The sequence below is a fragment of the Archangium sp. genome (assembly GCF_036277355.1).
Lineage (GTDB): Bacteria > Myxococcota > Myxococcia > Myxococcales > Myxococcaceae > Archangium.
On the sequence record NZ_DASUNC010000171.1, the window covers coordinates 68,287 to 92,410 of the forward strand.

At 68.1% G+C, this 24,124-nt stretch carries 23 protein-coding genes; 15 read left to right on the top strand and 8 right to left on the bottom strand.

What is annotated here, in order from left to right:
• Positions 1-136: 136 nt before the first annotated feature.
• Complete coding sequence (locus tag VFZ09_RS42475; protein ID WP_329733523.1) at positions 137-1,951, bottom strand: sigma 54-interacting transcriptional regulator; 1,815 nt, start codon at positions 1,949-1,951, stop codon at positions 137-139.
• Between the two features lie 364 nt (positions 1,952-2,315).
• On the opposite strand from VFZ09_RS42475, the gene VFZ09_RS42480 reads away from it, so the two are divergent.
• From VFZ09_RS42480 to VFZ09_RS42490, 3 genes are all read left to right on the top strand, one after another.
• Positions 2,316-2,936 (top strand): DUF2378 family protein, encoded by a 621-nt coding sequence (locus tag VFZ09_RS42480; protein ID WP_329733524.1) that lies wholly within the window; start codon positions 2,316-2,318, stop codon positions 2,934-2,936.
• 254 nt (positions 2,937-3,190) lie between these two features.
• Positions 3,191-3,811 carry a TIGR02265 family protein gene (locus VFZ09_RS42485; protein ID WP_329733525.1) on the top strand — a complete coding sequence of 207 codons (621 nt, stop codon included), beginning with the start codon at positions 3,191-3,193 and terminating at the stop codon, positions 3,809-3,811.
• 86 nt (positions 3,812-3,897) lie between these two features.
• Positions 3,898-4,314: a hypothetical protein gene (locus VFZ09_RS42490; RefSeq protein WP_329733526.1), complete on the top strand. Its 417-nt coding sequence runs from the start codon at positions 3,898-3,900 to the stop codon at positions 4,312-4,314.
• A 12-nt stretch (positions 4,315-4,326) separates the two neighbouring features.
• On the opposite strand, the gene VFZ09_RS42495 is transcribed toward VFZ09_RS42490, so the two are convergent.
• Positions 4,327-4,803, bottom strand: a complete 477-nt coding sequence (locus VFZ09_RS42495) for a hypothetical protein (protein ID WP_329733527.1) — start codon at positions 4,801-4,803, stop codon at positions 4,327-4,329.
• A 130-nt stretch (positions 4,804-4,933) separates the two neighbouring features.
• On the bottom strand, positions 4,934-5,620 hold the full coding sequence (locus VFZ09_RS42500) for a hemerythrin domain-containing protein (RefSeq protein WP_329733528.1): 687 nt from the start codon (positions 5,618-5,620) through the stop codon (positions 4,934-4,936).
• A 170-nt stretch (positions 5,621-5,790) separates the two neighbouring features.
• On the opposite strand from VFZ09_RS42500, the gene VFZ09_RS42505 reads away from it, so the two are divergent.
• The 3 genes from VFZ09_RS42505 (at position 5,791) to VFZ09_RS42515 (ending at position 8,673) form a co-directional block, all read left to right on the top strand.
• Positions 5,791-7,296 carry a bifunctional metallophosphatase/5'-nucleotidase gene (locus tag VFZ09_RS42505; protein ID WP_329733529.1) on the top strand — a complete coding sequence of 502 codons (1,506 nt, stop codon included), beginning with the start codon at positions 5,791-5,793 and terminating at the stop codon, positions 7,294-7,296.
• Between the two features lie 123 nt (positions 7,297-7,419).
• Positions 7,420-7,959: a hypothetical protein gene (locus VFZ09_RS42510; protein WP_329733530.1), complete on the top strand. Its 540-nt coding sequence runs from the start codon at positions 7,420-7,422 to the stop codon at positions 7,957-7,959.
• Positions 7,960-8,145: 186 nt separating this feature from the next.
• Positions 8,146-8,673, top strand: coding sequence for a cupin domain-containing protein (locus VFZ09_RS42515; protein WP_329733531.1), 528 nt, complete (start codon positions 8,146-8,148; stop codon positions 8,671-8,673).
• A 104-nt stretch (positions 8,674-8,777) separates the two neighbouring features.
• Here the strand turns inward: VFZ09_RS42515 and VFZ09_RS42520 are convergent, their stop codons facing one another.
• Positions 8,778-9,512, bottom strand: coding sequence for a hypothetical protein (locus VFZ09_RS42520; RefSeq protein WP_329733532.1), 735 nt, complete (start codon positions 9,510-9,512; stop codon positions 8,778-8,780).
• A 512-nt stretch (positions 9,513-10,024) separates the two neighbouring features.
• The gene (locus VFZ09_RS42525; protein WP_329733533.1) at positions 10,025-10,507 is read right to left on the bottom strand and encodes a nuclear transport factor 2 family protein; all 483 of its coding nucleotides are present in this window, start codon (positions 10,505-10,507) and stop codon (positions 10,025-10,027) included.
• Positions 10,508-10,653: 146 nt separating this feature from the next.
• Here VFZ09_RS42525 and def point away from each other — a divergent pair, with 146 nt between their 5' ends.
• Positions 10,654-11,172 carry a peptide deformylase gene (def, locus tag VFZ09_RS42530; protein WP_329733534.1) on the top strand — a complete coding sequence of 173 codons (519 nt, stop codon included), beginning with the start codon at positions 10,654-10,656 and terminating at the stop codon, positions 11,170-11,172.
• Between the two features lie 86 nt (positions 11,173-11,258).
• Here def and VFZ09_RS42535 read toward each other — a convergent pair whose 3' ends face one another.
• Positions 11,259-12,329, bottom strand: a complete 1,071-nt coding sequence (locus tag VFZ09_RS42535; RefSeq protein WP_329733535.1) for a hypothetical protein — start codon at positions 12,327-12,329, stop codon at positions 11,259-11,261.
• A gap of 101 nt (positions 12,330-12,430) precedes the next feature.
• On the opposite strand from VFZ09_RS42535, the gene VFZ09_RS42540 reads away from it, so the two are divergent.
• From VFZ09_RS42540 to VFZ09_RS42550, 3 genes are read left to right on the top strand one after another with little or no spacing between them, the layout of a single operon-like run.
• Positions 12,431-13,219, top strand: coding sequence for an SPFH domain-containing protein (locus tag VFZ09_RS42540; RefSeq protein WP_329733536.1), 789 nt, complete (start codon positions 12,431-12,433; stop codon positions 13,217-13,219).
• A gap of 2 nt (positions 13,220-13,221) precedes the next feature.
• Positions 13,222-13,803, top strand: a complete 582-nt coding sequence (locus VFZ09_RS42545; protein ID WP_329733537.1) for a hypothetical protein — start codon at positions 13,222-13,224, stop codon at positions 13,801-13,803.
• Positions 13,800-15,197 carry a cytochrome P450 gene (locus tag VFZ09_RS42550; RefSeq protein ID WP_329733538.1) on the top strand — a complete coding sequence of 466 codons (1,398 nt, stop codon included), beginning with the start codon at positions 13,800-13,802 and terminating at the stop codon, positions 15,195-15,197. Before VFZ09_RS42545 ends, VFZ09_RS42550 begins: the two co-directional genes overlap by 4 nt.
• Here the strand turns inward: VFZ09_RS42550 and VFZ09_RS51820 are convergent.
• Both VFZ09_RS51820 and VFZ09_RS42555 read right to left on the bottom strand, forming a co-directional pair.
• Positions 15,113-15,313, bottom strand: a complete 201-nt coding sequence (locus VFZ09_RS51820; protein WP_414640799.1) for an ACT domain-containing protein — start codon at positions 15,311-15,313, stop codon at positions 15,113-15,115. The two genes, VFZ09_RS42550 and VFZ09_RS51820, sit on opposite strands and share 85 nt — an antisense overlap.
• A gap of 124 nt (positions 15,314-15,437) precedes the next feature.
• Complete coding sequence (locus VFZ09_RS42555) at positions 15,438-16,985, bottom strand: sigma 54-interacting transcriptional regulator (RefSeq protein ID WP_329733539.1); 1,548 nt, start codon at positions 16,983-16,985, stop codon at positions 15,438-15,440.
• A gap of 501 nt (positions 16,986-17,486) precedes the next feature.
• Between VFZ09_RS42555 and glnII the strand changes: the two genes are divergently transcribed.
• The 5 genes from glnII (at position 17,487) to VFZ09_RS42580 (ending at position 23,213) form a co-directional block, all read left to right on the top strand.
• The gene (glnII, locus tag VFZ09_RS42560; RefSeq protein ID WP_329733540.1) at positions 17,487-18,503 is read left to right on the top strand and encodes a glutamine synthetase GlnII; all 1,017 of its coding nucleotides are present in this window, start codon (positions 17,487-17,489) and stop codon (positions 18,501-18,503) included.
• A gap of 542 nt (positions 18,504-19,045) precedes the next feature.
• Complete coding sequence (locus tag VFZ09_RS42565) at positions 19,046-19,228, top strand: CsbD family protein (protein ID WP_047853824.1); 183 nt, start codon at positions 19,046-19,048, stop codon at positions 19,226-19,228.
• A gap of 175 nt (positions 19,229-19,403) precedes the next feature.
• Positions 19,404-19,868, top strand: a complete 465-nt coding sequence (locus tag VFZ09_RS42570; protein ID WP_329733541.1) for a DUF2892 domain-containing protein — start codon at positions 19,404-19,406, stop codon at positions 19,866-19,868.
• 179 nt (positions 19,869-20,047) lie between these two features.
• Positions 20,048-22,645 carry an alpha-amylase family glycosyl hydrolase gene (locus VFZ09_RS42575; protein WP_329733542.1) on the top strand — a complete coding sequence of 866 codons (2,598 nt, stop codon included), beginning with the start codon at positions 20,048-20,050 and terminating at the stop codon, positions 22,643-22,645.
• On the top strand, positions 22,572-23,213 hold the full coding sequence (locus tag VFZ09_RS42580; protein WP_329733543.1) for an alpha amylase C-terminal domain-containing protein: 642 nt from the start codon (positions 22,572-22,574) through the stop codon (positions 23,211-23,213). The genes VFZ09_RS42575 and VFZ09_RS42580 overlap by 74 nt, the downstream gene beginning before the upstream one ends.
• Positions 23,214-24,124 lie beyond the last annotated feature (911 nt).

Genomic DNA, 24,124 nt, shown 5'->3' on the forward strand with positions numbered 1-24,124 from the left:
CTTGGCCGTTCTCGGGGACAACCCGAGAGCCAGGTGTCCTTGTCCCCTCAAGGTGCGGCGCCGCTCGGGAGCCGGCCACCCGGGACGGCGGCGCCTTCCGCTCGCCCCCTTCCCCTGGCCGTCACCGCGCCCTGCCTCACTGCTCCTTGTCGAGCAGCCCGTGGCGCCGGACGCGGCGGCCGAGCGTCACGGGGTCCATCTCGAGCGCGGCGGCGGCGCGGCGGACCACGCCCCCGTGGCGCTCGAGGGCCTCGCGGATGATCTCCTTCTCCAGCTGCTCCAACCTGTCGCGCAGCGAGCCCGCGCCGCTCACGCGCACCATCTGGCGGGAGGCGCTCTCCGCGTGGTGGAGGAGGGCGGGGGGCAGGTGGCGCCGGGTGATGAGCTCCTCGTCGCCGGAGAGCAGCACGGCGCGCTCGATGCAGTTGCGCAGCTCGCGCACGTTGCCCGGCCACTTCGCCGAGAGGAGGAGCTGCTCGGCCTCGCCGGACAGTCCGCTGGCCGAGCGCCGCAGGGTGCGGTTGAAGTGGCCGAGGAAGTAGCGCGCCAGGTCGAGGATGTCCTCGGGGCGCTCGCGCAGCGGGGGCAGGTCGATGGTGAAGCTGTTGAGGCGGTAGAAGAGATCGCTGCGGAAGCGTCCGGCGCGCACCTCCTCGGCGAGGTCCCTGTTGCTGGCGGCGATGATGCGCACGTCCACCCGGCGGATTTGCGTGCCACCGACGGGGCGCACGTCGCCGCTCTCCAGCACGCGCAGCAGCTTGGACTGGAGGTTGGGGGTGGTGTTCTCGATTTCGTCCAGGAAGATGGTGCCGCCGTCGGCGAGCACGAAGAGGCCGGGGTGGTCGGCGACGGCGCCGGTGAAGGCGCCCTTCACGTGGCCGAAGAGCTCGCTCTCCAGGAGCGTCTCGGTGAGGGCGCCGCAGTCCTGCACGACGAGGGGCTGGTTGCTGCGGCCGCTGAGCCGGTGGATGACGCGGGCGAGCACCTCCTTGCCGGTGCCCGTCTCGCCCTGCAGGAGCACGGCGACGCGGTGGGGAGCGGCCACGCGCACCATGTCCATCACCTGGCGCATGACGGGGCTGCGGAAGCCGGGCTCCTCGGTGACGTCGGCGCCGGGGGAGAGGCGGGGGGCCTCGCGGGCGCGCTCGCGCAGCAGGTTGCGCTCCAGCTCGAGCGCCGCGCGCCGCTGCTCGGTGCGCAGGCCCAGCTCCCGGCTGGCCTGGAGCACGGCCTGCCGGAGCTCCACGGGCTCGAAGGGGGGCACGAGCGCCCTGAATATCTTCCCCTGGTTGAACAGCTCCACCAGCCGCGAGGGCACCGCGGGAGCGCAGTAGAGGATGCGGGGGGACAAATCGCTGGCGGGCCCGGCGCCGGTGGGGTCCGCCTCGGCGCGGCGGGAGGCCAGCCGCTCCACGAGGGCGATGGCGCGGGCCTCGTCGCGTCCGCACACGAGCAGCGCGCTGATGTCACCGCGGCCCAGCAGCGTATCCAGGTCCTCGGGGGTGGGGACGAAGCGCAGCCGCACGTGGCTCTCGAGCGCCTCGCGCAGGCCGCGCAGCTCCGTCTCCTCGGCGTACACGGCGGCCACGTAGAGCTGGTGGTTGAGCAGGTAGCGCTTGAGCGTCACCCCATCCGAGCCCTCGAAGCCGTGGAAGCTCACGCCCAGGGCCGTCACCGCGCCGTCGTCCTGATCCTCCGGGTCGTGCCTCCAGCGCACCACGCCGCGCACGCGGATGCGCGCGCGCGACTCGGGCAGCGTGAAGGCCATGTCCAGCTCCTGGCCCTCGCGAGGGCCCTCGGCCGGCCCGCTCGGGGTGGCGATCAACCCGATGCCCGTCTCACTGATGTTGACGGCCCAGCACCCCTGGAGCGCGGGCTGGGTGACCACCTGCACGTACAGGGGTTTACGTTCGCTGCGCGGGAGGGTGGGGGTGTCCTGGGTGACCGTCATCTTTGATGTGCTTCCGCGTCAATTCTGAAGCCCTGTGGGAATTCCAGAGAAATCAAGAAAGTGCTCTTGGGTCCAGAGGGGGAGAGGAGGCGAAGGGGGTTGCCGGGCCGTGGGGCGGCGTGGCACGGTGATTATTTTTCGAAGCTGGGAGGGGGAGGAGCGGGGTGGAGGGGAGGGCTCGAGGCGTCGCGCACAGTGAGTGCCATTGTAGGCGTAGCGGTGCCGAGCCGGGGGCGGTGGGGCCGGAGTGTGAGGGAACGGGCAATTGGGGAGAGGGGAGAAGTCGGGCAGAGGACGGGGGAGGGGGCGGGGGAGGGGGCTCCGAGAGGGGGTGTTCAGGGTGCAAGAGCGGAGGGGCGGTGCGATGAGCGTGAGCGCGTGCGAGGCCGAAGTGGTGGAAGCGCAGGATTTGCGCGAGGACCTGGAGCAGCGGCTGGCGCTGGCGACTCCGTCGGACACGGTGCGGGGCACGTTCTTCCTGGGAGCGCTGGAGGCGGTGAGGGCGCTGGAGGGGGAGGAGGGGGTGCGCCAGTGCGTGGAGGCGGGGGGAGAGCCGCGCTTCGTGGAGTTCTTCAACTACCCGGTGGAGGCGTGGCTGAAGGTGAGCGAGACGGCGGCGCGGGTATTGGAGCCGCGGTGTGGAAGCTGGGCGGAGGCGCAGCGGCAGCTGGGGAGGAGGGCGACGGCGGACATGTTGAAGTCGGCGGCGGGGAAGGCGCTGCTGCTGCTGTCGAAGGGGGAGACGCGGCGGCTGCTGATGAACATGCCGTCGGCGTACCGGGCGGCGGTGAACTTCGGAGAGCGCACGGTGACGATGGAGGGGCCCACGCGGGGGCGGGTGATGATGCGGCGCGACTTCATGCCGTGCGCGTGGCACGAGGGCGTGTTGCTGGCGGCGCTCGAGGCGATGAAGGCGCGGGGCGTGCGGGTGGGTGGCACGAGGCTGGAGGTGCTCGAGAGCGAGTACCTCGTCACGTGGGAGTGAGCGCGGGGCCGTGACGCGCAGGATTTGCGCCCGGGGGTCGAGGGGGACCGCGCAGGGTTTGCGCCCCGGGGGGTGAGGGGTGTGTCGGGCTTCGGACGGTGGGGGAGAGGGGCCTGTACCGCGGGACGAGCGAGTGTGGAGAGTCGGACGGAAGGGGAGCGCGGAGGGGTTCACGGCATGGCCGGTGCACCCCTGGGTCGCCCATGACGCCGAGAGGTCATCAGGGACATCCTCACAGCATCGGGGTACGGCCAATGAGCATGCGGGCGGTGGTGCTGGACGCGCCGGGCGAGAGCGATTGGGAGAGGGACCTGGTGTGGAGGATGGGGCAGGCGACAGCGGAGGACACGGCGCGGGGGGTGATGTTCAAGGGAACGCTGGAGGCGGTGAGGGGGCTGGGGGACGAGTCGGCGATGCGCGGGTGCGTGGAGGCCAGCGGCGAGGAGCACTTCGTGGATGCCTTCCGCTATCCCATCCGTTCGTTGCTGAGGATGCTGGCGTGCGCGGCGAGACAGTTGGCGCCGAGGTACGGGGGAGGGGAGGAGGCGCTGAGGGAGCTGGGGAGGAGGACGAATGCGGACTACCTGTCCTCGCCGTTGGGGAGGGTGGTGAAGGTGCTGACGCATGGGAGTCCGAGGCGGATGATGGAGAGTGCGCCGGACATCCATCGGCAGACGATGAGCTTCGGGGAGTTGTCGGTGGAGTGGACGGGGCTGAGCAGTGGGAGGGTGGTGAGGAGGGGAGACTTCCTGCCGGCGGCGTGTCAGGAGGGGGTATTGGAGGCGTTGCTGTGCGCGACGGGGGGCCGGCGGATCCGGGTGAAGCGCGAGTGGGTGGACGGATTGGATGGAGGGTTCGCGTTCGCGTGGGAGTAACATCCCCTCGCCCTCCGGGAGAGGGACGGGGTGAGGGTGCCCGGGTCCCGGGTTCCCCCCCGAAGAGGGCCACGAGGAACGCGGACATGAACCCGGAGACAGCGAGTGACGACGAATTCCTCGCGGCGGTGGAGTCGGCGGAGTGGCCGGGAGAGCACTTTGGCCACCGGGAGCACGTGAGACTCGCCTGGCTCTACCTGCGCCGGCACGGGCCGGTGGAGGGCTACGAGCGGATCCGCGGAACGATCCAGAAGTACGCGACGGCGCTGGGCGCACCGGGCAAGTACCACGAGACGGTGACGCGGGCGTGGAGCGCGCACGTATACGTGGCGCTGAAGGAGACGCCGGACCTGAATCCCTTCAGCGCCTTTCAGGAGGCGCACGAGGGACTCCGGGACAGCAAGCTGCTGTCGCGCCACTACCGCAAGGAGACGCTGGAAGCGGAGGCCGCGCGGCGAGCGTGGGTGTCCCCGGACATCTCGCCGCTGCCAGCGTTCCCGTGAATCAGGGGGGGCTTAGACCTTGGAGACGAACAGGAACGAGCCCCCACCATAGGTCGTGCCGAGCGTGCTCACGGGGGCGTTGTGGGCGAGCCCGTCGGCGGGATCCCACCAGAGGATGCGGTCCTCCTTGGACTGTGCGCGCCCGATGGCGAGGGCCACGATGAAGTGCCCGGGAACCTGGACGATCATCGGGAAGCGTTTCTCCAGGTCGGCGCCGGTCAAGTCATTCCCGTAGAGCCGGGCCTGGGCCTTGAATTGATTTGGGAATTCGGTGTGGAGGAAGGAGATGTAGTCCTTGAAGAGATGCCCTTGGATGGCGCTCTCCAGGTCCGTCACGAGCTTGACCTTGACCTCTGGAATACCCAGGACGTAGGCGGCGCTGGCCGCCCAGCAGGTATTGGGGCTCTGTTGGGGCCCGGGGTTCTTGCCCATCTCCTCGGGCTTCTTCCCATACCAGGTGTACGTGAACGAATCCGTCCATTGACTCATCGGGGTCTTCTCCTGAATGCGGGTGGAGAGGCGAGGGGCCTCTGCGGAGAAGGACGCGCGAGTCAGTGGGTGTGACTGCCGATGAACGGGGGGAGGGCCTGAAGGAACCAGGCCCTCGGACCGTTCGGGCTCACATCAAATAGGACGACTCGGTGGCCATGTCCTGGACGGAGCCATCGCCCTCGCGAGGCAGCTCGCTGGAGGCGCCGCGCGTCTTGCGAGCGCGCTTGCCGGCGCGAGGAGCGGGGGAGGGCGAGAGACCCTCGGCCTTGCGGCGAGCGGCGCGCAGGGCGTCCTTGCCCATGTCGAGCACGGCGGAGACGGCACCGGCGACGAGGTTGCCGGGCGGGGTATCCGGGGCGCGGGGATGGGGCCGGGTGGGAGCGGCGCGCTTGGCGAGCGTCAAGGCCTCGGCCATGTCGCGGAGCTCCTGGGGACTGAAGGCCTTGCGCACCTGGGGGAAGAGGGTGCGTTCCTCTTGGGTGACGTGGGTGCGGACGTTCTCGATGAGGACCTTCACCTTGGCGTCGAAGCGTTCGGCCTCGGGAGGGAGGTTCTCCAGCTCCTTGAGGAGCCACTTGGCGACGTGGTGTTCCTCGAGGGACTCGAGCACCTGGTCCTCGAGGGCCGTGGCCTTGGCGCGAATCGAGGGATAGAGGATCTGCTCCTCGATGATGGCGTGGACGGCGAGCTCGCGGACGAGCTGATCCACGAGCTTGCGCTTGAGCTTCCTGGCGTTGCGGCCGGCCTGTTCGAACTTGCGGAAGAGCGTCTCCACGGTCTTGTGGTCCGCCTTCAAGAGCGCGATGGCATCCATTCCCATGCCTTCCTTGGTTGGACTGTCTCGCTCGGAAGGGTGGCGATGGTGCGGTGGGTGTGCCGGAGTGAAGGGACCCATACGCCAGGGCAGGCCGGAGGGCAGGCAGGCACGCGGCTTGACGGGACGAGTGGCGGGATGTGAAGGGCGGGAGCAGGAGCCATTGCGCCATGAACGAACGCATCACCCTTCTCACGAGCCTGCTGTTCCTCTCCGCCTGCCAGACGACGCGTACGGTGACGCTGGTGGGGATGACGGACTACCACTCGCACGCGGTGCCCTTCTATTCGGAGGGCGAGCCGGGACAGGGGGGCGTGGCGCGGGCGCTGGCGTACCTCCGGGAGGCGAAGGCGAGGCCGGACACGCTGGTGGTGTCGGGAGGGGACACGGTGAACAAGGGCGTGCCCACGTGGAGTGACGAGTACGGGTGCGTGGAGTGGCCGTGGTTCAACGGCGTGCTGGACGTGATGGCGCTGGGCAACCACGACCTGGACTACGGGGCGGAGGCCTTCGAGCGGTGCCGGGCGAGCGCGAGCTACCCGGTGCTCTGCGCCAACCTGGTGGGCCCGGACGGAGCGCCGTACTTGCGGGTGGAGGGGAAGCCCTACGTGGTGCGCGAGGTGGGGGGCGTGCGGGTGGGCTTCTTCGCGGTGGCGGGGCCGGACATGCAGCGTCTGGTGAAGCCGGAGAACCTGCCGGCGGGGACGCGGTGGACGAGCGCGACGGAGGCGGCGAGGGCGGTGGTGGAGACGCTGCGCACGCGGGAGCACGTGGACGCGGTGGTGCTGCTCGGGCACCAGTTGCGCGAGGACGACGAGGCGCTGGCGCGGGAGGTGTCAGGCATTGACGTCATCATGGGCTCGCACTCGCACCAGAAGACGGAGCTGGGGGTGCTGCCGGGGACGAGCACCTGGTACCTGTCTCCGTACCAATACCTCGCCTACCTCTCGGAGGTGCGGTTGCGCTTCCGGGGCGGGAGGCTGGAGCGGGTGGAGGGCGGGCTGGTGAAGATGGACGGCACGAAGCGGGAGGAGCCCCGGACGGCGGCGGAGGTGGAGCGGCTTCAGCGGGCGCTGGTGGCGAAGCGGCCGGAGCGCTTCGAGGTGCTGGGCCATCTGGACAGGCCGCTGCGGGACGAGGGCCTCACGACGGGGCAGGCGGAGGTGGGCACCTGGGCGGCGGAGATCTGGCGCCGGGCGGCGGGGGCGCACGCCTTCTTCGCGCTGTCGGCGAGCTTCCGGGGCGGGCTGCCCGCGGGGGAGGTGACGGTGGAGGACTTCCTGGGGGCCATTCCGTACCGCAACCTCCTGGTGACGGCGGAGCTGACGGGGGCGCAGCTGGCGGACTGGGTGGCGCTGAGCGAGTCGAAGCGGGGGACGGACAGCTACAGCCAGCGCAGCGGCATCCGCTACGAGGTGGAGGACGGGCGGCCGGTGCGCCTGCGGGTGCTGAAGGACCCGGCCCTCCCGGAGGCGGGGGACGAGCCGGTGAGGCCGGAGGCGACGTACCGCCTGGCCACGTTGGACTTCCAGGCCTTCGTGGCCGGTGGCTACAAGGAAGCGCTGTCCCGGGCGGGCAACGTGCGGCGCTCGGAGTTGAATGCACACACATTGCTCATGGACGCACTGCGCCACGGTGCCACGGATTCAGGCATTGCACAGCCAGACGGTAGATAATTGATTGCGGTGGAATTCTCAAATCAAGCGCCGAGGCGTCTCGCGGCGAGGGGGGCGCTTGAGGGAGAATCGGCCTGCCTGGTGTTTGAGTCATGCTCGCGAGAGCCAACTTAAGGAGTGGTCATGACGCGCAACGCATCCGCAGGTCATGTCGAGGTGTATGGGAAGAGCGTACAGGCCCTGGTCAACGCCATGGAGTTCCTCAAGCTCAAGGCGCAGCGGGTGCTGGCCTCGCACGGCATCGAGCCGTTGGATCCGGAGAAGTGGTACCCGATGCCCAGTGTCCTCGACAGCTTCGATGACATCCTGAAGCAGGTGGGGCCCAACACCACGCGGGCCATTGGCCGGGCGGTGCCCAAGAGCGCCGTCTTCCCTCCGGGAATCGACTCGTTCGGCTCGGCGCTCAACTCGCTGGACGTGGCCTACCGGATGAACCACCGCGGCAAGGGGGACATCGGCAGCTACCGCTACTTCCCCGAGGGCGAGCGCGCCGCCCGCATGGTGGCCGACAACCCGTACCCCTGCGAGTTCGACCAGGGAATCATGGAAGCCCTCTACGACCGCTTCCAGCCCAAGGGCTCCATCCGCCTGCGCATCGACCACGGCCCCGCCGGCTGCCGCGGCAAGGGAGGCCGCTCCTGCACCTATCACCTCAAATGGTGAACCTGACGCGGTAGGTCGGACGGGCCAATGGTAGACAGACGGGGCCAATGGTAGACAAACACCGCTCACGGTGAGAGCGAAAAAGGAGACTTCCGGTTTGTTTTTCGCGTCCCACGCTGAATTTGCATAGACATTGGATTCAGGGGGTGGCATAAATCTTCGCGAACAACGAAACCGGGAGTGCTCATGTTCCGTCGCGTTCGCCTCAACAGCATGCTGGGCCTTGGCGTCGTCGCTCTCGCGGGTCTGCTGACCGCCTGCGGTGGCGAGCTTCCCCAGGGTGGCTCGGCGGAGCTGGCGAGCTCGGCGGCGGCGCTCGAGGGTGAGACGACGGTTCGCCCCAAGGCGATGATCGTCTACTCGCCCAAGGGCAAGGTGGGTGATGACGGCTTCGTGAACCTGGGCGCGCCGGAGAACCTCGGGGGCGAGGTGCTCGAGGGCAACCCCCAGATTTTCGCCCGCATCGACTACGCCCGGGGCCCGGTGGCGGCCGGCCTCTTCAAGGCGACGAAGGGCAAGATTCGCATCCACTTCCCCTTCACGGAGCACGCCACCATCCTCGAGGGCGAGGTGACGCTGACGGACGAGGCGGGCAACACCCACAAGTACAAGGCCGGGGACAGCTACTTCATCCGCCAGGGCCAGGTCATCTTGTGGGAGGTGAAGGGCAAGGAGGTCATCAAGTCGTTCTTCAACACCGTCGAGGCCCCGTAGGGCCCCCGGGAGGCCGGGCGGAACGTGCCGCCAGCGGCCGTTGAAGCAACGCGGGGTGGGGAAGGCTCACACCCGGACGACGTACAGCGGGAACCGCGAGCGCGTTAGCGAGCGGGGCTGGCCATCAGGGCCGGCTGGGCAGTGACAGCGGGCTGCGGACGCCACTCGGGCTTGACCGCGGGACGCTGAGATTCGGTCTGGAAGCCGTCGAACATGGAGTGGAAGGCCGCGTAGACGCGGTCCACCAGCGCGATGGCCTCGGCGCGCAGCTCCGGGGACAGCTCCATGCCCAGCAGCATCGCCTCCATCTGCTCCTCGAACACCTCGTGCTGCTCCTCGGCCTCCATGTGGTGGTTGGAGAAGTACTTGAGGCGCTGGCCCTGGCTGAGCGTCTGCGGGAGGTTGGCGGTGCGGCTGAAGAAGGCGTGGCTGGTGGACTCCAGCGTCAGCACCAGGACGATGCGCAGCCGGTCATCCAGCGGGCGCATGGCCTCGGCGAGGATGGCGTAACTGGCGTCCCGCGTGGCCTCATGGGTGCGGCCCCAGGGCTCGGTGAGGTGGAAGGGGCGGCCCATCAGCTGGGCGGCGTCCTCGAAGAACCAGTGGTCGTGCCCGCGCTCCTCCTGGCGGTGGCGCAGCATCAGCATGGCCAGCTCCGGGTCCTGCATCCGCTGGGCGTTGAGCCGCAGCACGTCCTGGAAGCTCATCACCCAGAAGGCCAGCCGGGGGGCGAACGCCAGCACCTGCTCCAGCGGCCCGTCCTGCTGCAGTCCGTCGAAGACGTGGTGCTCGGCGAAACGGGACTGACGCTCGGCGATGTGATTCAGCACTGCCCTCATGATGCCCTCCCGCACTCTCTGTGGAGTGCTCCTTCACGAGACCGTTGATGTGACGCGACCGGATGTGGATCTCTTCGTGGGTCTCATTTCCTTGCATCCGGGATGCCTGCATCCAGAGCGGAAATCTTTCCCTTCGTCATCCACACACGGCCCGCGTGAGCTCACGCAGGTAAAGCAATACAAATTCTCAGCGGCAAATACAAATCGAATGTTGCTGCTGAAATCTTGCATGTGTATGCGTCTCGGAAGGCCGGGGAAGTGTGGCGTTGATACATCTTTCCACGCCCGGGGCGCGCATCTGGACGGTCTGTGGGACGATGGCGGACGGAGGAGGAGACGCGGGTTTTCAGAGGGGAAACGCCGCGCGGGAGGGGTGGTGGGCGACTCGGGGGGGTGGCGCTTGACCGTACCTCGGGGGCCCGCTGCGCGGGGCGGGCGCCCGGAGTCTTGTTCTTCCAGGGAAGAGGGCTTGTCTGGCTCTGGAAGGAGGATGAGAGGAATTGGGGAAAGACTTACGCTCCCTTGATTCCGCGCTCTTCCATGTATTTGTCGAGGGAGCGGCGGGCCTGGGCCTGGACCTTGTTGCGCACGAAGGGAGTCCAGCCGAGCAGGAGGCCTACGGGGCCGATGGCCTGGCGGGCCCAGGTCCAGAAGGGGAAGGAGTCGGTCTGGCGGAAGATCTTCCCGTCCTTGAACTCGAAGGAGGAGGAGATGCGGTTGAGGACCTTGTTGCCGGACATGCTGAAGGTGTAGCGGGCCTCCCAGCGGGCGCGGCCGGAGCGGTCATCGGCCTGGACGTCGACGAGGGTGAGCTCGAGGTCGGTGCCGCGCTCGCAGAGCATGCGCCACATGGAGGTGACGCGGGCGTGGCGCAGGCCGGGGAAGGCGGGGTCGGAGAACTCGGCGTCGGGGTGGTAGTAGGAGGCCATGGTGTCGCCGTCGCGGCGGGCGAAGGCGGCGTAGAAGTCGGTGAGGAGCTGGGCGTTGGGGTGCATACGGGGGGTGTAGCAGACCCGCACGCGGGGCGCTCGGGGGAGGGGAGTCGAGGTGGAGACAGGACGGTGACACTCGGGGGTGGCGAGCGGGCGTGCCCGGTGTAGAAGGGCGGTTCACGCGCTCGAGCAGGGAGAAGAGACACCGAATGGCACGCGACATCGTCATCTGGCCGAACAAGGTCCTCAACACGCCGACGAAGCCGGTGACGGACTTTGGCGAGCACCTCACGAAGCTGCTGGACGAGATGTACGCGTCGATGAAGGAGGCGGAGGGGATAGGGATTGCGGCGAACCAGATTGGGGTGTCGCAGCGGTGCTCGTGGGTGGGGAGGGAGGACGGGACGTACTTCGAGATCATCAACCCGCGGATTCTGGAGAAATCGGGGCCGGTGACGCTGGAGGAGGGGTGCCTGTCGGTGCCGGACCAGTACGAGAAGACGCCGCGGTTCCACAAGGTGAAGGTGAAGTACCAGGACCGGGCGGGGGAGTGGCACGAGCTGGAGGCGGAGGGGAGGCTGGCGCACGTGCTGCAGCACGAGATCGACCACCTGGATGGTCACGTCTTCGTGGAGCTGCTGTCGAACCTGAAGCGGAGCCTCATCCTGGAGAAGATGAAGAAGCTGCAGAAGGTGCTGAGCCGGCGCAAGGAAGCGAAGAAGGAGTAGCGCCGCCGCCTCCCTCTCCCTCTGGGAGAGGGTCGGGGTGAGGGTCTACATCCCGCGCCTTGTCCCCCCGGACTCCCGTTCCGTGCTCACAGCGCGGAGCGGTTGAGGCTGGTGCGGAGGGCGGAGCGGGTGGAGGCGAAGAGCCGGTCGGAGAGGGAGATGTACCGCTCTCGGTCGTGGCCGTCGAATGCCATGTCATTCCAGGAGCCCATGCCGCCGAAGACATCGGAGGCGGCGGCGCAGAGGGCGAGCTGGATGGCGGGGGTGGGAAGGGCGTTGAGGAGCAGCAGCTCGACGAGGTCCTCGAGGGGCTGGGGCTCGAGGGAGAGGCGGAGGAGGGCGCGGCGGAAGTGCTTCTCCCACGAGCGGAGCGAGTGGGCGTGGGCGAACTCCACGAGGGCCTCGAGGGTAGCGGAGAGCTCGGCGCGAGCGGAGTCGAGGTCGCGCTCGAGGTCGGACTCCGAGCCGGGGCCGGCGTAGAGGAACTCGAAGGAGAGGCTGGAGGCGGCGGGGGAGGGGGAGAAGAAGGAGTTCCAGGTGATGGAGTCGGTGGAGTCGGGTCCCTCGTCACCGGGGGAGGAGAACTCCACGATGGCGCCCGCGGACATGAAGCGGGGGATGACGTCCTGGAGGTCATCGGGCGAGAGGTGGGCGAGGTGGCCTTCCAGGGCCTCGGGGGCCACACCGAGCTCGGAGGCGAGGAGCGCGAAGAGGGCGGAGGGATTTCCGCGGCCCAGGATGAAGGCATGGAGCTGGGGGCCGGAGAGCTCATAGGTGCGAGGCTGGAGTTCCCGGGGGACGAAGCGCTCGACGCGCTGGCCATCGGAGTAGACGAGGAAGCCGAGGCCGCCGCGGTCGATGGCCTGGAGGACCTCCGGGGGGAGCCCCTGGAGGCCCGGGTCGGAGGAGGGGTCCTGGGGGAAGGGGGCGAGCCAGAGGCGGGCGGAGGGGGCGGGGCGGTTCTCGAGCCACTCCTCGAAGGAGACGTGCTCGCCGCCGACGTCGACGAAGGTGACGCGGGAGTCGAAGGGGCTGTGGGGGCGGAGGCGGAGGCCGAGGAGTTCCTCGACGGCATCCCAGCGGGTCCTGGAGGGCTCGCGCAGGGCGCGGTTGCCGGTGGTGACCAGGACGGCGGTGCAGATGTCGATCGGACGCATGGTGAAGAGGCTACACCAGGGGGCCAGGAGGGGAGTGGGCCCTGGCGCGGGAGGCATGGGGCGTGTTGGAGTCCCGGCCCCCTGCCTGGAGCCGTTCCCTCATGGAGATGCCCCTTCTGCTGGCGCTTGCTGGAGTGGCCGCCGCCTGTGTGGCGTGCGGCGTGGTGTTGCTGAAGAGCTACCGCCGGGTGGGCCCGGGAGAGGCGCTGCTCCTCGAGAAGGGAGGGGGGCCGACGCGGGTGCGCTTCGGGAGCGGGCTGGTGTTGCCGATGGTGCAGAGGGGAGAGGTGTTGGACCTGTCGGTGCGCAAGGTGGTGGTGGAGCGGAGGGGGAAGCAGGGGCTGTCGTGCCGGGACGGCATCCGGGTGGACGTGAGGGGAACGTTCCTGGTGAAGGTGGAGCGGGAGGAGGCGGCGGTGCTGCGGGTGGCGAGGGAGGTGGGGTGCGCGAGGGCGAACCGGCCGGAGGAGGTGCAGGCGCTGTTGGAGGAGCGCTTCGCGTGCGCGCTGGCGAACGCGGCGAGCACGTTCAACTTCGATGAGCTGCTGGCGGACCGGAGCCTCTTCATCGACCACGTGATGATGGAGGTGGGGACGGAGCTGTTGGGGTTCAAGCTGGAGCGGATGTCCCTGGGGCGGCTGGAGCAGACGCCGTTGGACCAGTTGGATCCGACGAACGTGGTGGATGCGCAGGGAATCCTGAAGCTGACGGAGCGGACGACGCGGCTGGCGTTGGAGACGAGCGGGCAGATGAGGCAGCAGCGGGAGGTGGAGCGGCGGGAGGCGGGGCAGGTGCCGTGGGAGGCGCCGAGGGGAGAGGGGCAGGGGAAGGAGGCGGAGCGGGAGAGGGAAGTGGAGCGGGCGCTGGCGGATCGGACGGGGAGCAACTGAGGATGAGCACGGGGCCTGGGGTGGAGGCAGTGGCCGAGGCGCGTCCGGTGGAGGCGGGCGAGCGGCTGGAAGTGCTGGACGTGCTGCGCGGGTTCGCGCTGGGAGGGGTGTTCGTCTCGAACGTCTATGTTTGGATGAGTGGATGGGTGTTGATGCCGCGGTCGGTGGTGAAGGAGGAGCTGGAGTCCTCGTGGGTGGACCAGGCGGCGAACGAGCTGTTCCAGTTCTTCGTGAACGGGAGGTTCATGCCCATCTTCTCGTTCTTGTTCGGGCTGGGCTTCTGCGTGCAGCTGACGAGGGCGGAGAAGCGGGGCACGTCGGTGGTGCCGGTGTACACGAGGCGGCTGATGGCGATGTACCTGCTGGGGCTCGTGCACGTACGCGGTGGCGGGGCTGTTGCTGTTGCTGTTCCGGGAGAGGAAGGACGGGACGCTGCTGGTGTGGGCGGGCGTGTTGTTCCAAACAGACCCTACCCACGGACAAAACCCCTCGCCCGCCGGGAGAGGGACGGGGTGAGGGTCAGCAGCTCTCGAGAACCTCCCTGTGACGTCCGGAGGCACGGGGCACTAATCTCTGGGCCATGAAAGCGAAACACCCACCGGGGCCGAAGGGAAACGCGTTGCTGGGGAACATCCTGGCGGCGGCGAAGGGAGAGCTGGACTTCTTCAGGGAGCTGGGAAGCTACGGAGACGTGAGCAGCTTCCACCTGGGGCGCAGACGCTTCTATTTCGTGAACCACCCGGAGCTGATCCGGAAGGTGCTCACGAGCCAGAACTTCGTGCGGACGGCGATCTCGAGGGACCTGATGGAGTCGTTCCTGGGGAGGGGCCTGTTCTCGCAGGAGGGGGAGAACCATCTGCAGCAGAGGAGGCTGATGCAGCCGGCCTTCCATCACAAGCGCATCGAGGGGTACGGCGCGGTGATGGAGCGTTTCGCGACGCGGATGCTGGAGGGGTGGAAGGACGGGGAGACGCGAGACACTTCGCACGACATGATGAGGCTCACGTTCGAGATCGTGTCGAAGACGCTCTTCGACGCGGACACGGGGGAGCAGGCGAGCCAGGTGAGCGAGGCCTTCACGGCGATCATGAAGGCGATCAACAAGGAGTACCCGCTGTACTCGGTGCTTCCCGAGTGGGTGCCGGTGAAGCGCTGGGGCGCGAGTCGCCGTGCGGTGGAGGCGCTGAATCGCATCACGGGCAGCATCATCGATGAGCGGAGGGCGACGGGGGCGGACCGGGGGGACCTGCTCTCGATGCTGTTGCTGGCGAGGGACGAGGACGGCACGAAGATGGCGGACGAGCAGGTGGGGGCGCAGACGCTCTCGTTGCTCTTCGCGGGGCACGAGACGACGGCGAACCTGCTGAGCTGGACGTGGCTGTTGCTGTCGCGCAACCCGGACATCCGCCGCAAGCTGCAGGACGAGTTGGACACGGTGCTGGAGGGCCGGGCACCGACGGTGGGAGACCTGCCGAAGCTCAAGTACACGGAGAGCGTGGTGAAGGAGACGCTGCGCATCTACCCGCCGGCCTGGTACGCGGAGCGAGCGCCGCTCACGGACACGGAGCTGGGGGGCTACACGATTCCGGCGAACGCGCCGATCGTCATCAGCGTCTACGTGACACACCGGGACGGACGCTTCTTCGAGCAGCCCGAGCGCTTCTGGCCGGAGCGCTTCCTGGGGGTGGATGACAGACAGCTACCGGCGTACCTGCCCTTTGGATTGGGAGCGCACCTGTGCATCGGCAACCGGTTCGCGCTGATGGAGGCGCAGTTGCTGGTGGCGGCGATCGCGCAGCGCTACGAGCTGGAGCTGGAGCCCGGCGTGAACGTGAAACCCAGGGCGCTCATCACACTGGGAGTCGAGGGCTTGAGGATGAAGGTGAAGCGGCGTCAGGCCGGAGCCGGGTCGCCGCGAGCGAGCCCGGCGAGCAGCGCGAGCGACTCCGTGGCGCGAGCGGAGGGGACGAAGAGGTGATCGTGGAAGTACGCCGACACGGGGTTCACACTGATGCCCCGAGCGGCGAGCCGGGTGGTAACGGCGGCGAGGAACCCCACGGCCTCCAGGCTGGAGTGCACGGAGAGGGTGAGCATCCGGAAGACAGCGCCGTAAGTTAACCCAGCGGCGTCGGCCTTCTCACGGGGGAGGATGAGCGTGAGCCCTCCGCATCGACCTCAGCAACACCTCCAGGTTCGTCTCGCCGGACATGCCGTCCTCCTACCCACGGAAGCGTGAGCAGTCGATCTCATACTTGGAGACCTTGTAGTTGATGATGCGCTCGGTGGTCTGGAGGAGGCGGGCGGCCTTGGCGCGATTGCCGCGGGTGGTCTTCAAGGCATCGGCGATGAGGTCCTTCTCGAACTGCTGGACGGAGTCGGTGAGGGAGCTGCTCGTGACGGTCTCGGAGGCCTCGGCGGTCTGGAGGGTGGGGGGGAGGTGGTGGCCGTGGATGGCGTTGCCGTCGCAGACGAGGACGGAGCGCTCGATGATGTTCTCCAGCTCGCGCACGTTGCCGGGCCAGTGGTAGCTGACGAGCATGTCGATGGCGGGGGTGGAGATGCGGCGGATGTTCTTGCCGTGCTCGCGCGAGTACTTGGCGACGAAGTGGTCGGCGAGCAGGAGGAGGTCGCTCTTGCGCTCGCGAAGGGGAGGGATGAAGAGGGTGAAGACGTTGAGGCGGTAGTAGAGGTCCTCGCGGAAGGCCTTCTCGGAGATGGCGGTCTCGAGGTCCTTGTTGGTGGCGGCGATGAGGCGGACGTTGGTCTTGAGGGTCTCGGTGCCACCGACGCGCTCGAACTCGCGCTCCTGGAGGACGCGGAGCAGCTTGACCTGGGTGGCGAGGTTGATTTCGCCAATCTCATCCAGGAAGAGGGTGCCGCCCTCGGCGAGCTCGAAGCGGCCGCGCTTGCGATTCTGTGCGCCGGTGAAGGCGCCCTTCTCGTAGCCGAAGAGCTCGGACTCGATGAGGGTTTCGGGGAGGGCGGCGCAGTTGACCTTGATGAAGGGCTTCTTGGCGCGGGTGGAGTTGTAGTGGAGGGCGTGGGCGATGAGCTCCTTGCCGGTGCCGGACTCGCCGCGGATGAGGACGGTGGTGTTGGTGCGGGCCACCTGGTGGATCTGCTCGTACACCTGGCGCATGGGGCCGGAGGTGCCGATGATGTTGGAGAAGTCGTAGCGCTCGCGCAGCTCCTGGCGCAGGGTGGTGTTCTCCTCGAGGAGCTTCTTGCGCTCGTCCTCCAGGTGCCGGTGGGCGGCGAGCGCCTGGCCGATCATCGACGCGACGACGCCGAAGAGGCGGCTCTCCTCCTGGTAGTCGCGGTCCTTGTGGAAGAGGAGGTCCACGCCGAGGGTGCCCACGGGTTTGCGGTGCAGGAGGATGGGGACGCAGATGAAGGAGAGCTCCTGGTTGCCGCCGCGCCGGCCGAGGTAGGCGCGGTGGAGGAAGAGGGGCTCGCGGCTGATTTCGGGCACGACGATGGGCTTGCCGCTCTGGACGACGCGGCCGGTGATGCCCTCGCCGAGCTTGTAGCGGGCCTTGCGGCCCTCGGCGCTCAAGCCGATGGAGGCCTCGATATAGAGGTCCCCGGTGTCGGAGTCGGTGAGGGTGACGGCGCCGCGGACCACACCGTGGTAGCGCTCGAGTCGCTCCAGCACGCGGTGGAGGGCGGCGCGGAGATCCTGGGCGCCGGCCAGGGCCTGGCTGACCTCCAGGAGACTGGCCAGGGCGGGGTGCCTGCCCGTCTGCTCTTCTGTGCGTTTCGCCATGTGAGGGTGCTCCACGAAGCCGGGTCCCGAGGGGCTCCCGGGCGGTTCCGACATTTTTGTCGGTTCCCGGCCGAAGACCTACAAAATTGTAAGCGAGGCGGGGGCGAGGGTCGAGAGCAGGCAGGCGGCGAGGCGTCCAGGGGCCCACGTTTGGAGCCACATCTTCCGTTGGATTCCAGTCAATCCCAGGGGAGCGGAGGGTCTCGCGAGGGTTCCCCGGTGCTCGAGCGCGGGCCTGTCCCCGAGGGAGAACGGGCCGGTTCCGACAAATTTGTAGGAAGCGAGCGCATCTCCTACAAAATTGTCGGAGTCGGGGAAGGCCCTTCAGAGGGGGGATGAGCGGCCTGCGAGGCCCGTCCCGCGCAATTTCGAGGGTTTCCGTCGAGGCCCCCAGGGTGCGGAGGCGTTGGCACCGCATCTGCAAAAGGGTTCTGGCGTCAGGCCCGGTGAGGGCCGCGAGAAAACAGCCCGCTGGGGCGGGCCTCTGGGAGGACGTGGCGAATGAGCAAGGTGATGGCGGAATACATCTGGATCGACGGGCAGCGGCCGACGGCGAAGCTGCGCTCGAAGATGAAGGTGGTGGAGGTGGCGGAGGTCCGGAGTCTCTCCGATTTGCCCGACTGGAGCTTCGACGGCTCCAGCACCTACCAGGCCGAGGGCAAGAAGAGCGACCTGATGCTTCGGCCGGTGCGCTTCATCGCCAACCCGCTCAAGCCGGGGACGAAGGACATCCTGGTGCTGTGCGAGGTGATGAATCCGGACGGCAGCCCGCACTGGAGCAACACGCGCGCGCCGCTGCGGCAGGTGGCGGAGAAGTACGCCTCGGAGGAGGCGTGGTTCGGCATGGAGCAGGAGTACACGCTCTTCGAGGGCAACCGTCCGCTGGGCTGGCCGGACAAGGGCTTCCCGGCGCCGCAGGGTGGCTACTACTGTGGCGTGGGCAGTGACGAGGTGTTTGGCCGCAAGCTGGTGGAGTCGCACGCCGAGGCGTGTCTGCGCGCGGGCATCAAGCTGTGCGGCACGAACGCCGAGGTGATGCCGGCGCAGTGGGAGTTCCAGATTGGCCCGCTGCCGGCGCTGGAGATGGCGGACGAGCTGTGGCTGGCGCGCTGGCTGCTGTACCGGATGGGCGAGGAGTACGGCATCAGCGCCACGCTGCACCCCAAGCCGGTGAAGGGTGACTGGAACGGCACGGGTTGCCACACCAACTTCAGCACGAAGTCGACGCGCGAGCCCGGTGGCATCAAGGTGATTGAAGCGGCGATGGAGAAGCTGCGCGCGAAGCACGAGGCGCACATCGCGGTGTACGGCGCGCACAACGTGGAGCGCCTGACGGGTCTGCACGAGACGGCGCCCATCACGGTGTTCCGGCACGGCGTGAGCGACCGTGGCTCGTCCATCCGCATCCCGCTGGGCACGGCGAACGACGGCCGCGGTTACTTCGAGGATCGCCGTCCGGCGGCCAACTGCGACCCGTACGAGGTGTGCCGCATCATGCTCGAGACGGTCTGCGGCTGAGACCGTTTCAAAAGTCTCCTTGGGGAAGGAGCGCTTGGCCTGGCGGACGGGAGGTGTCGGGCTTCCCGTCCGTCGGGCACGGCGTATGTCTCCGAGAATGGATGTCGCTGGGAAGTGGACCGGGCCCCGGTGGAATCTGAGCAGGGGGCCGCTCGCGCTGGCCGGAGCGCATGAGTGCGGCGCGCCGAGGCCCGATCCACTTGCTGGTTGCCGTTGAGGCTCGGCCTCCGGCTTGGGAAACGCAGCGAACCCTCACTGGCCACGGCGGTGCCGACGAGCCGGCTGAAGTCCTCGAAGCCGCGCGTGCTTCCCCGCGGGTCGAAGCGGACGCGGACGAGCGTGTTGCCGGTAGGCCGGCTGCTTGGAGCGCATGGCGGGTGACGCGAACGGCCGCTCGTGGCGTGGATGCCCGGACATGAGCCGGAATGGACCGACGCAGGGCACTCAGGCGGGCGAGCGCTCGAGGAGTGGGCGTGGCTCCCTCCGGTACATAGCTTCAGGGGTGTCTGTGATTGGACTCGAGGACACCAAGGAGGGAAGCCATGGGTGAGTGGACGGACAAGCTGAAGGGGCGTGTGAAGGAGACGGTGGGGACGGCCACGGGCGACCGCGAGCTGGAGGCGGAGGGGAAGAAGGACACGCTCAAGGGAGCGGTGAAGGAGAAGATCGAGGACGCGAAGCGGGTCATCAAGGACGCGGATGACGAGGTGAAGGGCCGGCGGTAGACGGAGCGTCGAGGCCTGGAGTGAGCGGGCAGACAGGCGGGCCGCGGGGGAGAGACCCCGTGGCCCGTCTGTCTTTGTGGGCACGAAAGACAGTGAGACCGGGGTTCGCCTTGGCGGGCGGGAGTGGGGGCATCACCTTCCGGCGGGACGCGCACGTCCTCAGGGAGGTTTCGGCATGGATGCCAGGTTGGAGCAGTTCCTCGTGCCCCGGAGCGACCGGGTGCGCCGTCACGGGCCGCGGAAGGCGAACGAGGAAATCCTACGGGAGCTGCGTGAGCGCATCGACTGGTACGCGAGCCGTCCCCAGGACGAGGTGGAGCGGCGCCTGGAGGAGCTGGAGCGCGAGTGGGATGTCGAGCGGGTGTTGCAGGCGAATGCGGCCATGCTGTCGTTGGCGGGGCTGGTGTTGGGAGTGACGAGGGAGCGGAAGTGGCTGTGGTTGCCGGGAGTGGTGGCGGGCTTCCTGCTGCAGCACGCGGTCTCGGGGTGGTGCCCGCCGGTGGAGGTGTTGCGCCGATGGAAGATCCGCACGCGGGAAGAGATCGACGCGGAGAAGTTCGCGTTGAGGGTGCAGCGGGGCGACTTCCGCGGGGTGGAGGTGGGGCACTCGGCGAGCTCGGAAGGACCGGGCTGGGGCTGAGGTCCCGCTGCTGAGGACTGGATGGATGCGGAGGGCCGGATGAACGAAAGCCCACACTGAGGGTGGCGTGGAGGGCAGGACGTGGAGTGCGTCACGTCTGGACGGAGGAAACTCGGACCGTGGGTGCCCCGACAATGGGGGGCACCGCGACTTCCGGGTCCGCGCCAGAGGAGACGACCGTGAGCACTTCCAGAATCAACCAGCCCCCGAAGAGTCCGGTCCCCGGCGCGAAGAGCGAGGCTTCGTCCACGAGCAGCCGGGAGGTCCGCAAGGAGCCCGCGGCGGTGGGCTCGGAGAAGGCGGGGCAGAAGCCCCCTGCGGGAGGGCCCGAGGCCCGGGACGCCTTCGAGACGAAATCCCGAGCGGGGGTGGCGCGGGGCAAGGATTCGGCGTTCGAGACGGCGGGGCGCCCGGCGGCCGCACGGGGAGCGGGCTCCACCTTCGAGCCCACGAGTGCTGGGGCGGCGCTGAACGTGCTCGGCACGAGGGCCGCGGGGGTGGTGGGGGCGAACGCGTTGGCGGTGGGGGCGCCGGTGAAGCGCTCGGTGACGCTGGTGTACGACGCGGGGCCGCACGCCGAGCTCACGAATCTGCAGGTGAAGGGGAGCTGGGACGCGACGGGCCGTTACAGCGCGCAGTGGAACGAGCGGACCCTTCCGATGAAGCCGTTGGGGGATGGGAAGTGGGCGGCGACGGTGGAGGTGCTGGACGATGGCCAGCCGCACGACTGGGAGTGGGGCGTGCAGGCGGATGGCCCGACGGGCAAGGGCGTCTGGGCGGTGATGGGCGAAGGCAACCTGAAGCTGGACGTGAAGAAGGCCACGACCACGTACGCGCCGACGACGTACCACGAGATGGGCTCGAGGAAGTCGGGAGAGGACGCGACGTTCAAGTTCTGGGCGGGGAACGCGAAGAGCGTGCAGCTGAAGGTGACGGACGCGGAGGGGCGGGTGCGGCGCTTCCCGATGGAGCGCGGTGAGGATGGCAACTGGTCGGCGAAGGTGAAGGGGGGCTGGAAGGACGTGGTGGGCAAGTCGTACGTCTACGAGGTGGTGGACTCGGAGGGGGTGACGAGCGACCGGCCGGACCCGTACGCGCGGGAGATGATGGGCGAGCAGCGGGGCCTGTCGCGGATGTACCTGGACGCGAAGACGGGCAAGGAGGTGAACCGCTACGCGGGGGACAGCGTCGAGCTGATGCGCTTCGACGTGGATGACGAGGAGGACGCGCACAGTGCGTACCTGGTGTTGAAGGACGCGAGTGGGCGGCAGCTGAGCCGGGACGAGCTGTTGGCGCGGTTGGGGACGATCGACGCCACGCTGGTGGACAAGCTGCACGACGGGAAGCTCAACGACCTGTGGTCGAAGAACGTGGAGGCGGACGGGCGCATCCGGATGACGAATCAGGATGGGGCGTGGACCGCGCTGGTGAACGACCCGAAGGAGCTGGCGGGGTTGCAGTACGAGTTCCAGGTCTACGAGAAGGACGCGAAGGGCAACCTGCGGCTGAGGGATGACGGGAACGGGGACGGGAAGCTGAGCGCGGGTGAGCGCCTGAAGTCACCGAACAACGACCCCTGGAGCAACGTCATCACGGAGGCGAGCGGGGTGACGTTCCGGGGCTCGGTCATCACGGATCCAGCGAGCTACACGTGGAAGCACGACGCCGCGCCGCGGGAGAAGGACCCGAGCAAGTGGGTGGTGTACCAGCTGCACGTGGGGAGCTTCCTGGGCGAGGCGAAGAACGCGGATCGCTCGACGCTGGAGGACCTGACGGCGAGGCTGGACTACTTCAAGAAGCTGGGGGTGAACACGCTGGAGCTGTTGCCGGTGAACGAGGTGGAGGGGAACCGGAACTGGGGCTACCTGGGGGTGAACAGCCTGGCGGTGGAGAGCTCGTTCGGCTTCGAGGACGCGGACGGGAAGTGGGTGAGCGGGACGGAGGCGCTGAAGCGCTTCATCGACGAGGCGCACGCGCGAGGGATGAACGTCATCTCGGACGTGGTCTACAACCACGTGCACGGGGACCATAACGGGATGTGGGGGTTGGGAGGGCCGGACAACCCGTTCTTCAACTGGTCGAAGGAGCCGGGGAAGTTCGAGCAGCGGGACACACCGTGGGGCGCGGTGCCGGCGTATTCGAACCCGAAGGTGAAGCAGTTCTTCGTGGACCACGCGGTGGCGCAGGTGGAGGAGCTGCACTTCGACGGGCTGCGCTTCGACTTCACGGAGCCCATCAAGGGAGTGGGAGGCAAGGACGGGTGGGAGATGCTGCGGGAGATCAACCGGCAGGTGCACTTCTTCAACCCGGACGTGTGGACGGTGGCGGAGCAGTTCGACTACGACCCGAGCATCACGAAGCCGGCGCAGAAGGACGGGACGGGAGGGGGCTTCGACGCGCAGTGGTACACGGAGTTCCAGCACCGGCTGGTGAACGACAACAGCAAGCCGGGGCTGATCCAGGCGGCGGCGCGGGGGTTGAAGACGGACGTGGACGCGTTCATGTCCATGCTGACGGGCCCGCGGGGGCTGGACGGGTGGAAGAAGGCGCTGACGATCATCTCGAACCATGACGAGGTGGGGAACGCGCAGCGGACGATGAACACGGCGGAGGGGGACAAGCCGACGGAGTTTCCCGGAGCAGTGGTCGAGGAGCGCGGCGCGGTTCGCGGCGGGGCTGGGGCTGGCGGGGCCGGGCATTCCGATGTTCTTCCAGGGCGACGAGTTCGGAGCGCAGAACGACTTCCGGTGGGGCAACCCGTCCACGTGGGACAGTGACTGGAGCTGGGAGTCACTGGGGAAGGACTGGAGCTGGGACAAGGTGACGTTCGACGATGCGAGGAAGGCGTCGTACGAGCGGTTGTTCGCTCTGCCGCCGGAGGCTCGGGCGAAGGATGGGGAGTACCGGGGGCTGTCGGCGGAGGACCGGAAGGTCTTCGAGAGCCTGGCGGCGATGCCGGCGGAGCAGCGGACGGAGGCGATGCTGGACATCACGCGTCGGCAGAGCTTCCGGTTCTACCAGGATGCGATTGCGCTGAGACACTCGAGCCCGGCGTTCCGCGCGGATGCGGAGGTGAACCGGGTGTACACGCACAACGAGGACTCGGTGCTGGCCTTCACGAGGAAGGCGGGAGGGGAGGAGTACCTGGTGGTGGGCAGCCTGAACCGGGAGAACCTGGAGGGCTACACGATGCCGTTGCCGCCGGGGAACTGGAAGGAAGTGCTGAACAGCGACGCTGCGGCGTACGGGGGAAGCAACTTCGGCAACTACGGGGCGACGTTGAGGGGCGGGAACACGAAGGTGAACATCCCCGCGGCGGGCTACGTGGTCCTCAAGAAGGAATAGAGGGCCGGAACGGCTGCGAGCTCGCCCCCCTGCTGTCCTGGTAGGCGGAGCGGTAGTTCGGGCAATGGCGAGAGGGAGCGCCCGAGCTGAGGTTGGCGAGGGCGGTGAAGGTGCGATCGGGGAGGGAGAAGACCCGCGTGGGCGGGATGTGGCCGATTCTTCTCCCTCGCCGCGGCGGAGTTCCTCTGGGGCATCAGGAGGGTCGCTGAACCGATGCGGGCCTTGCTGGGGACCGCTGGGGCTGGGTTGCGGTGCGTACCGCTGTTCACCGGCTGAAGGCGCACGCGGATGGACCTGTTGTTCGAGCGTGTTCACCGAAAGGCTGAGGCCGCTGGGCCCACCAGTGACATCGAAGATTGAGGCCGCGAAAATCTTTTTCGTGGGAAGAGGGGACCTGTTCTGGAGGGTTATCCCCAATGAACCCCGACGCTGAGCTGCTCCTCGGGATCAATCCTCACGAAGAAGGTTTGACGGGAAGGCAACAAAGCGTTAGGTATCGGTTCCCTTCGCACGACGGGCTGGCGCAACGGCGCCGCACGCTCCCGAGCAGAAGGGGTGAGCGGCGGGAGGTTCCACGTCACTCGGGTTGAAAGAAGGAATAGGGAGTCGGAAGTACGGGGTTGACTCCCAACGCGGCGGTGGTAGAAGCCGCGCCCCTCGGACGGAAAGGCGACGTCGCACTGGCGACGGAAGCACCGGCCGGAAGCAGTGAAAGTCGAAATACGAAGTCGGCGAGCGAAGTTGACTCCCAACGCGGCGGTGGTAGAAGGCGCCTCTCCTCGAAGCGGCGAAAGCCGCAGTGAGGTGGAAGAAAGAGTCGACGAAGCGAGTTGACACGAGATGCGGAAGCGAAGTAGATTCCGCGCCCCTCGCCAGGAAGAAGCGGCGAGGCGAAGCAGCGAAACGGAGCG

Bases quoted from the DNA above. Each gene is read 5' to 3' on its own strand.
- VFZ09_RS42475 (WP_329733523.1), bottom strand. From the start codon at position 1,951: ATGACGGTCACCCAGGACACCCCCACCCTCCCGCGCAGCGAACGTAAA.
- VFZ09_RS42480 (WP_329733524.1), top strand. From the start codon at position 2,316: ATGAGCGTGAGCGCGTGCGAGGCCGAAGTGGTGGAAGCGCAGGATTTG.
- VFZ09_RS42485 (WP_329733525.1), top strand. From the start codon at position 3,191: ATGAGCATGCGGGCGGTGGTGCTGGACGCGCCGGGCGAGAGCGATTGG.
- VFZ09_RS42490 (WP_329733526.1), top strand. From the start codon at position 3,898: ATGAACCCGGAGACAGCGAGTGACGACGAATTCCTCGCGGCGGTGGAG.
- VFZ09_RS42495 (WP_329733527.1), bottom strand. From the start codon at position 4,803: ATGAGTCAATGGACGGATTCGTTCACGTACACCTGGTATGGGAAGAAG.
- VFZ09_RS42500 (WP_329733528.1), bottom strand. From the start codon at position 5,620: ATGGATGCCATCGCGCTCTTGAAGGCGGACCACAAGACCGTGGAGACG.
- VFZ09_RS42505 (WP_329733529.1), top strand. From the start codon at position 5,791: ATGAACGAACGCATCACCCTTCTCACGAGCCTGCTGTTCCTCTCCGCC.
- VFZ09_RS42510 (WP_329733530.1), top strand. From the start codon at position 7,420: ATGACGCGCAACGCATCCGCAGGTCATGTCGAGGTGTATGGGAAGAGC.
- VFZ09_RS42515 (WP_329733531.1), top strand. From the start codon at position 8,146: ATGTTCCGTCGCGTTCGCCTCAACAGCATGCTGGGCCTTGGCGTCGTC.
- VFZ09_RS42520 (WP_329733532.1), bottom strand. From the start codon at position 9,512: ATGAGGGCAGTGCTGAATCACATCGCCGAGCGTCAGTCCCGTTTCGCC.
- VFZ09_RS42525 (WP_329733533.1), bottom strand. From the start codon at position 10,507: ATGCACCCCAACGCCCAGCTCCTCACCGACTTCTACGCCGCCTTCGCC.
- def (WP_329733534.1), top strand. From the start codon at position 10,654: ATGGCACGCGACATCGTCATCTGGCCGAACAAGGTCCTCAACACGCCG.
- VFZ09_RS42535 (WP_329733535.1), bottom strand. From the start codon at position 12,329: ATGCGTCCGATCGACATCTGCACCGCCGTCCTGGTCACCACCGGCAAC.
- VFZ09_RS42540 (WP_329733536.1), top strand. From the start codon at position 12,431: ATGGAGATGCCCCTTCTGCTGGCGCTTGCTGGAGTGGCCGCCGCCTGT.
- VFZ09_RS42545 (WP_329733537.1), top strand. From the start codon at position 13,222: ATGAGCACGGGGCCTGGGGTGGAGGCAGTGGCCGAGGCGCGTCCGGTG.
- VFZ09_RS42550 (WP_329733538.1), top strand. From the start codon at position 13,800: ATGAAAGCGAAACACCCACCGGGGCCGAAGGGAAACGCGTTGCTGGGG.
- VFZ09_RS51820 (WP_414640799.1), bottom strand. From the start codon at position 15,313: ATGCTCACCCTCTCCGTGCACTCCAGCCTGGAGGCCGTGGGGTTCCTC.
- VFZ09_RS42555 (WP_329733539.1), bottom strand. From the start codon at position 16,985: ATGGCGAAACGCACAGAAGAGCAGACGGGCAGGCACCCCGCCCTGGCC.
- glnII (WP_329733540.1), top strand. From the start codon at position 17,487: ATGAGCAAGGTGATGGCGGAATACATCTGGATCGACGGGCAGCGGCCG.
- VFZ09_RS42565 (WP_047853824.1), top strand. From the start codon at position 19,046: ATGGGTGAGTGGACGGACAAGCTGAAGGGGCGTGTGAAGGAGACGGTG.
- VFZ09_RS42570 (WP_329733541.1), top strand. From the start codon at position 19,404: ATGGATGCCAGGTTGGAGCAGTTCCTCGTGCCCCGGAGCGACCGGGTG.
- VFZ09_RS42580 (WP_329733543.1), top strand. From the start codon at position 22,572: ATGTTCTTCCAGGGCGACGAGTTCGGAGCGCAGAACGACTTCCGGTGG.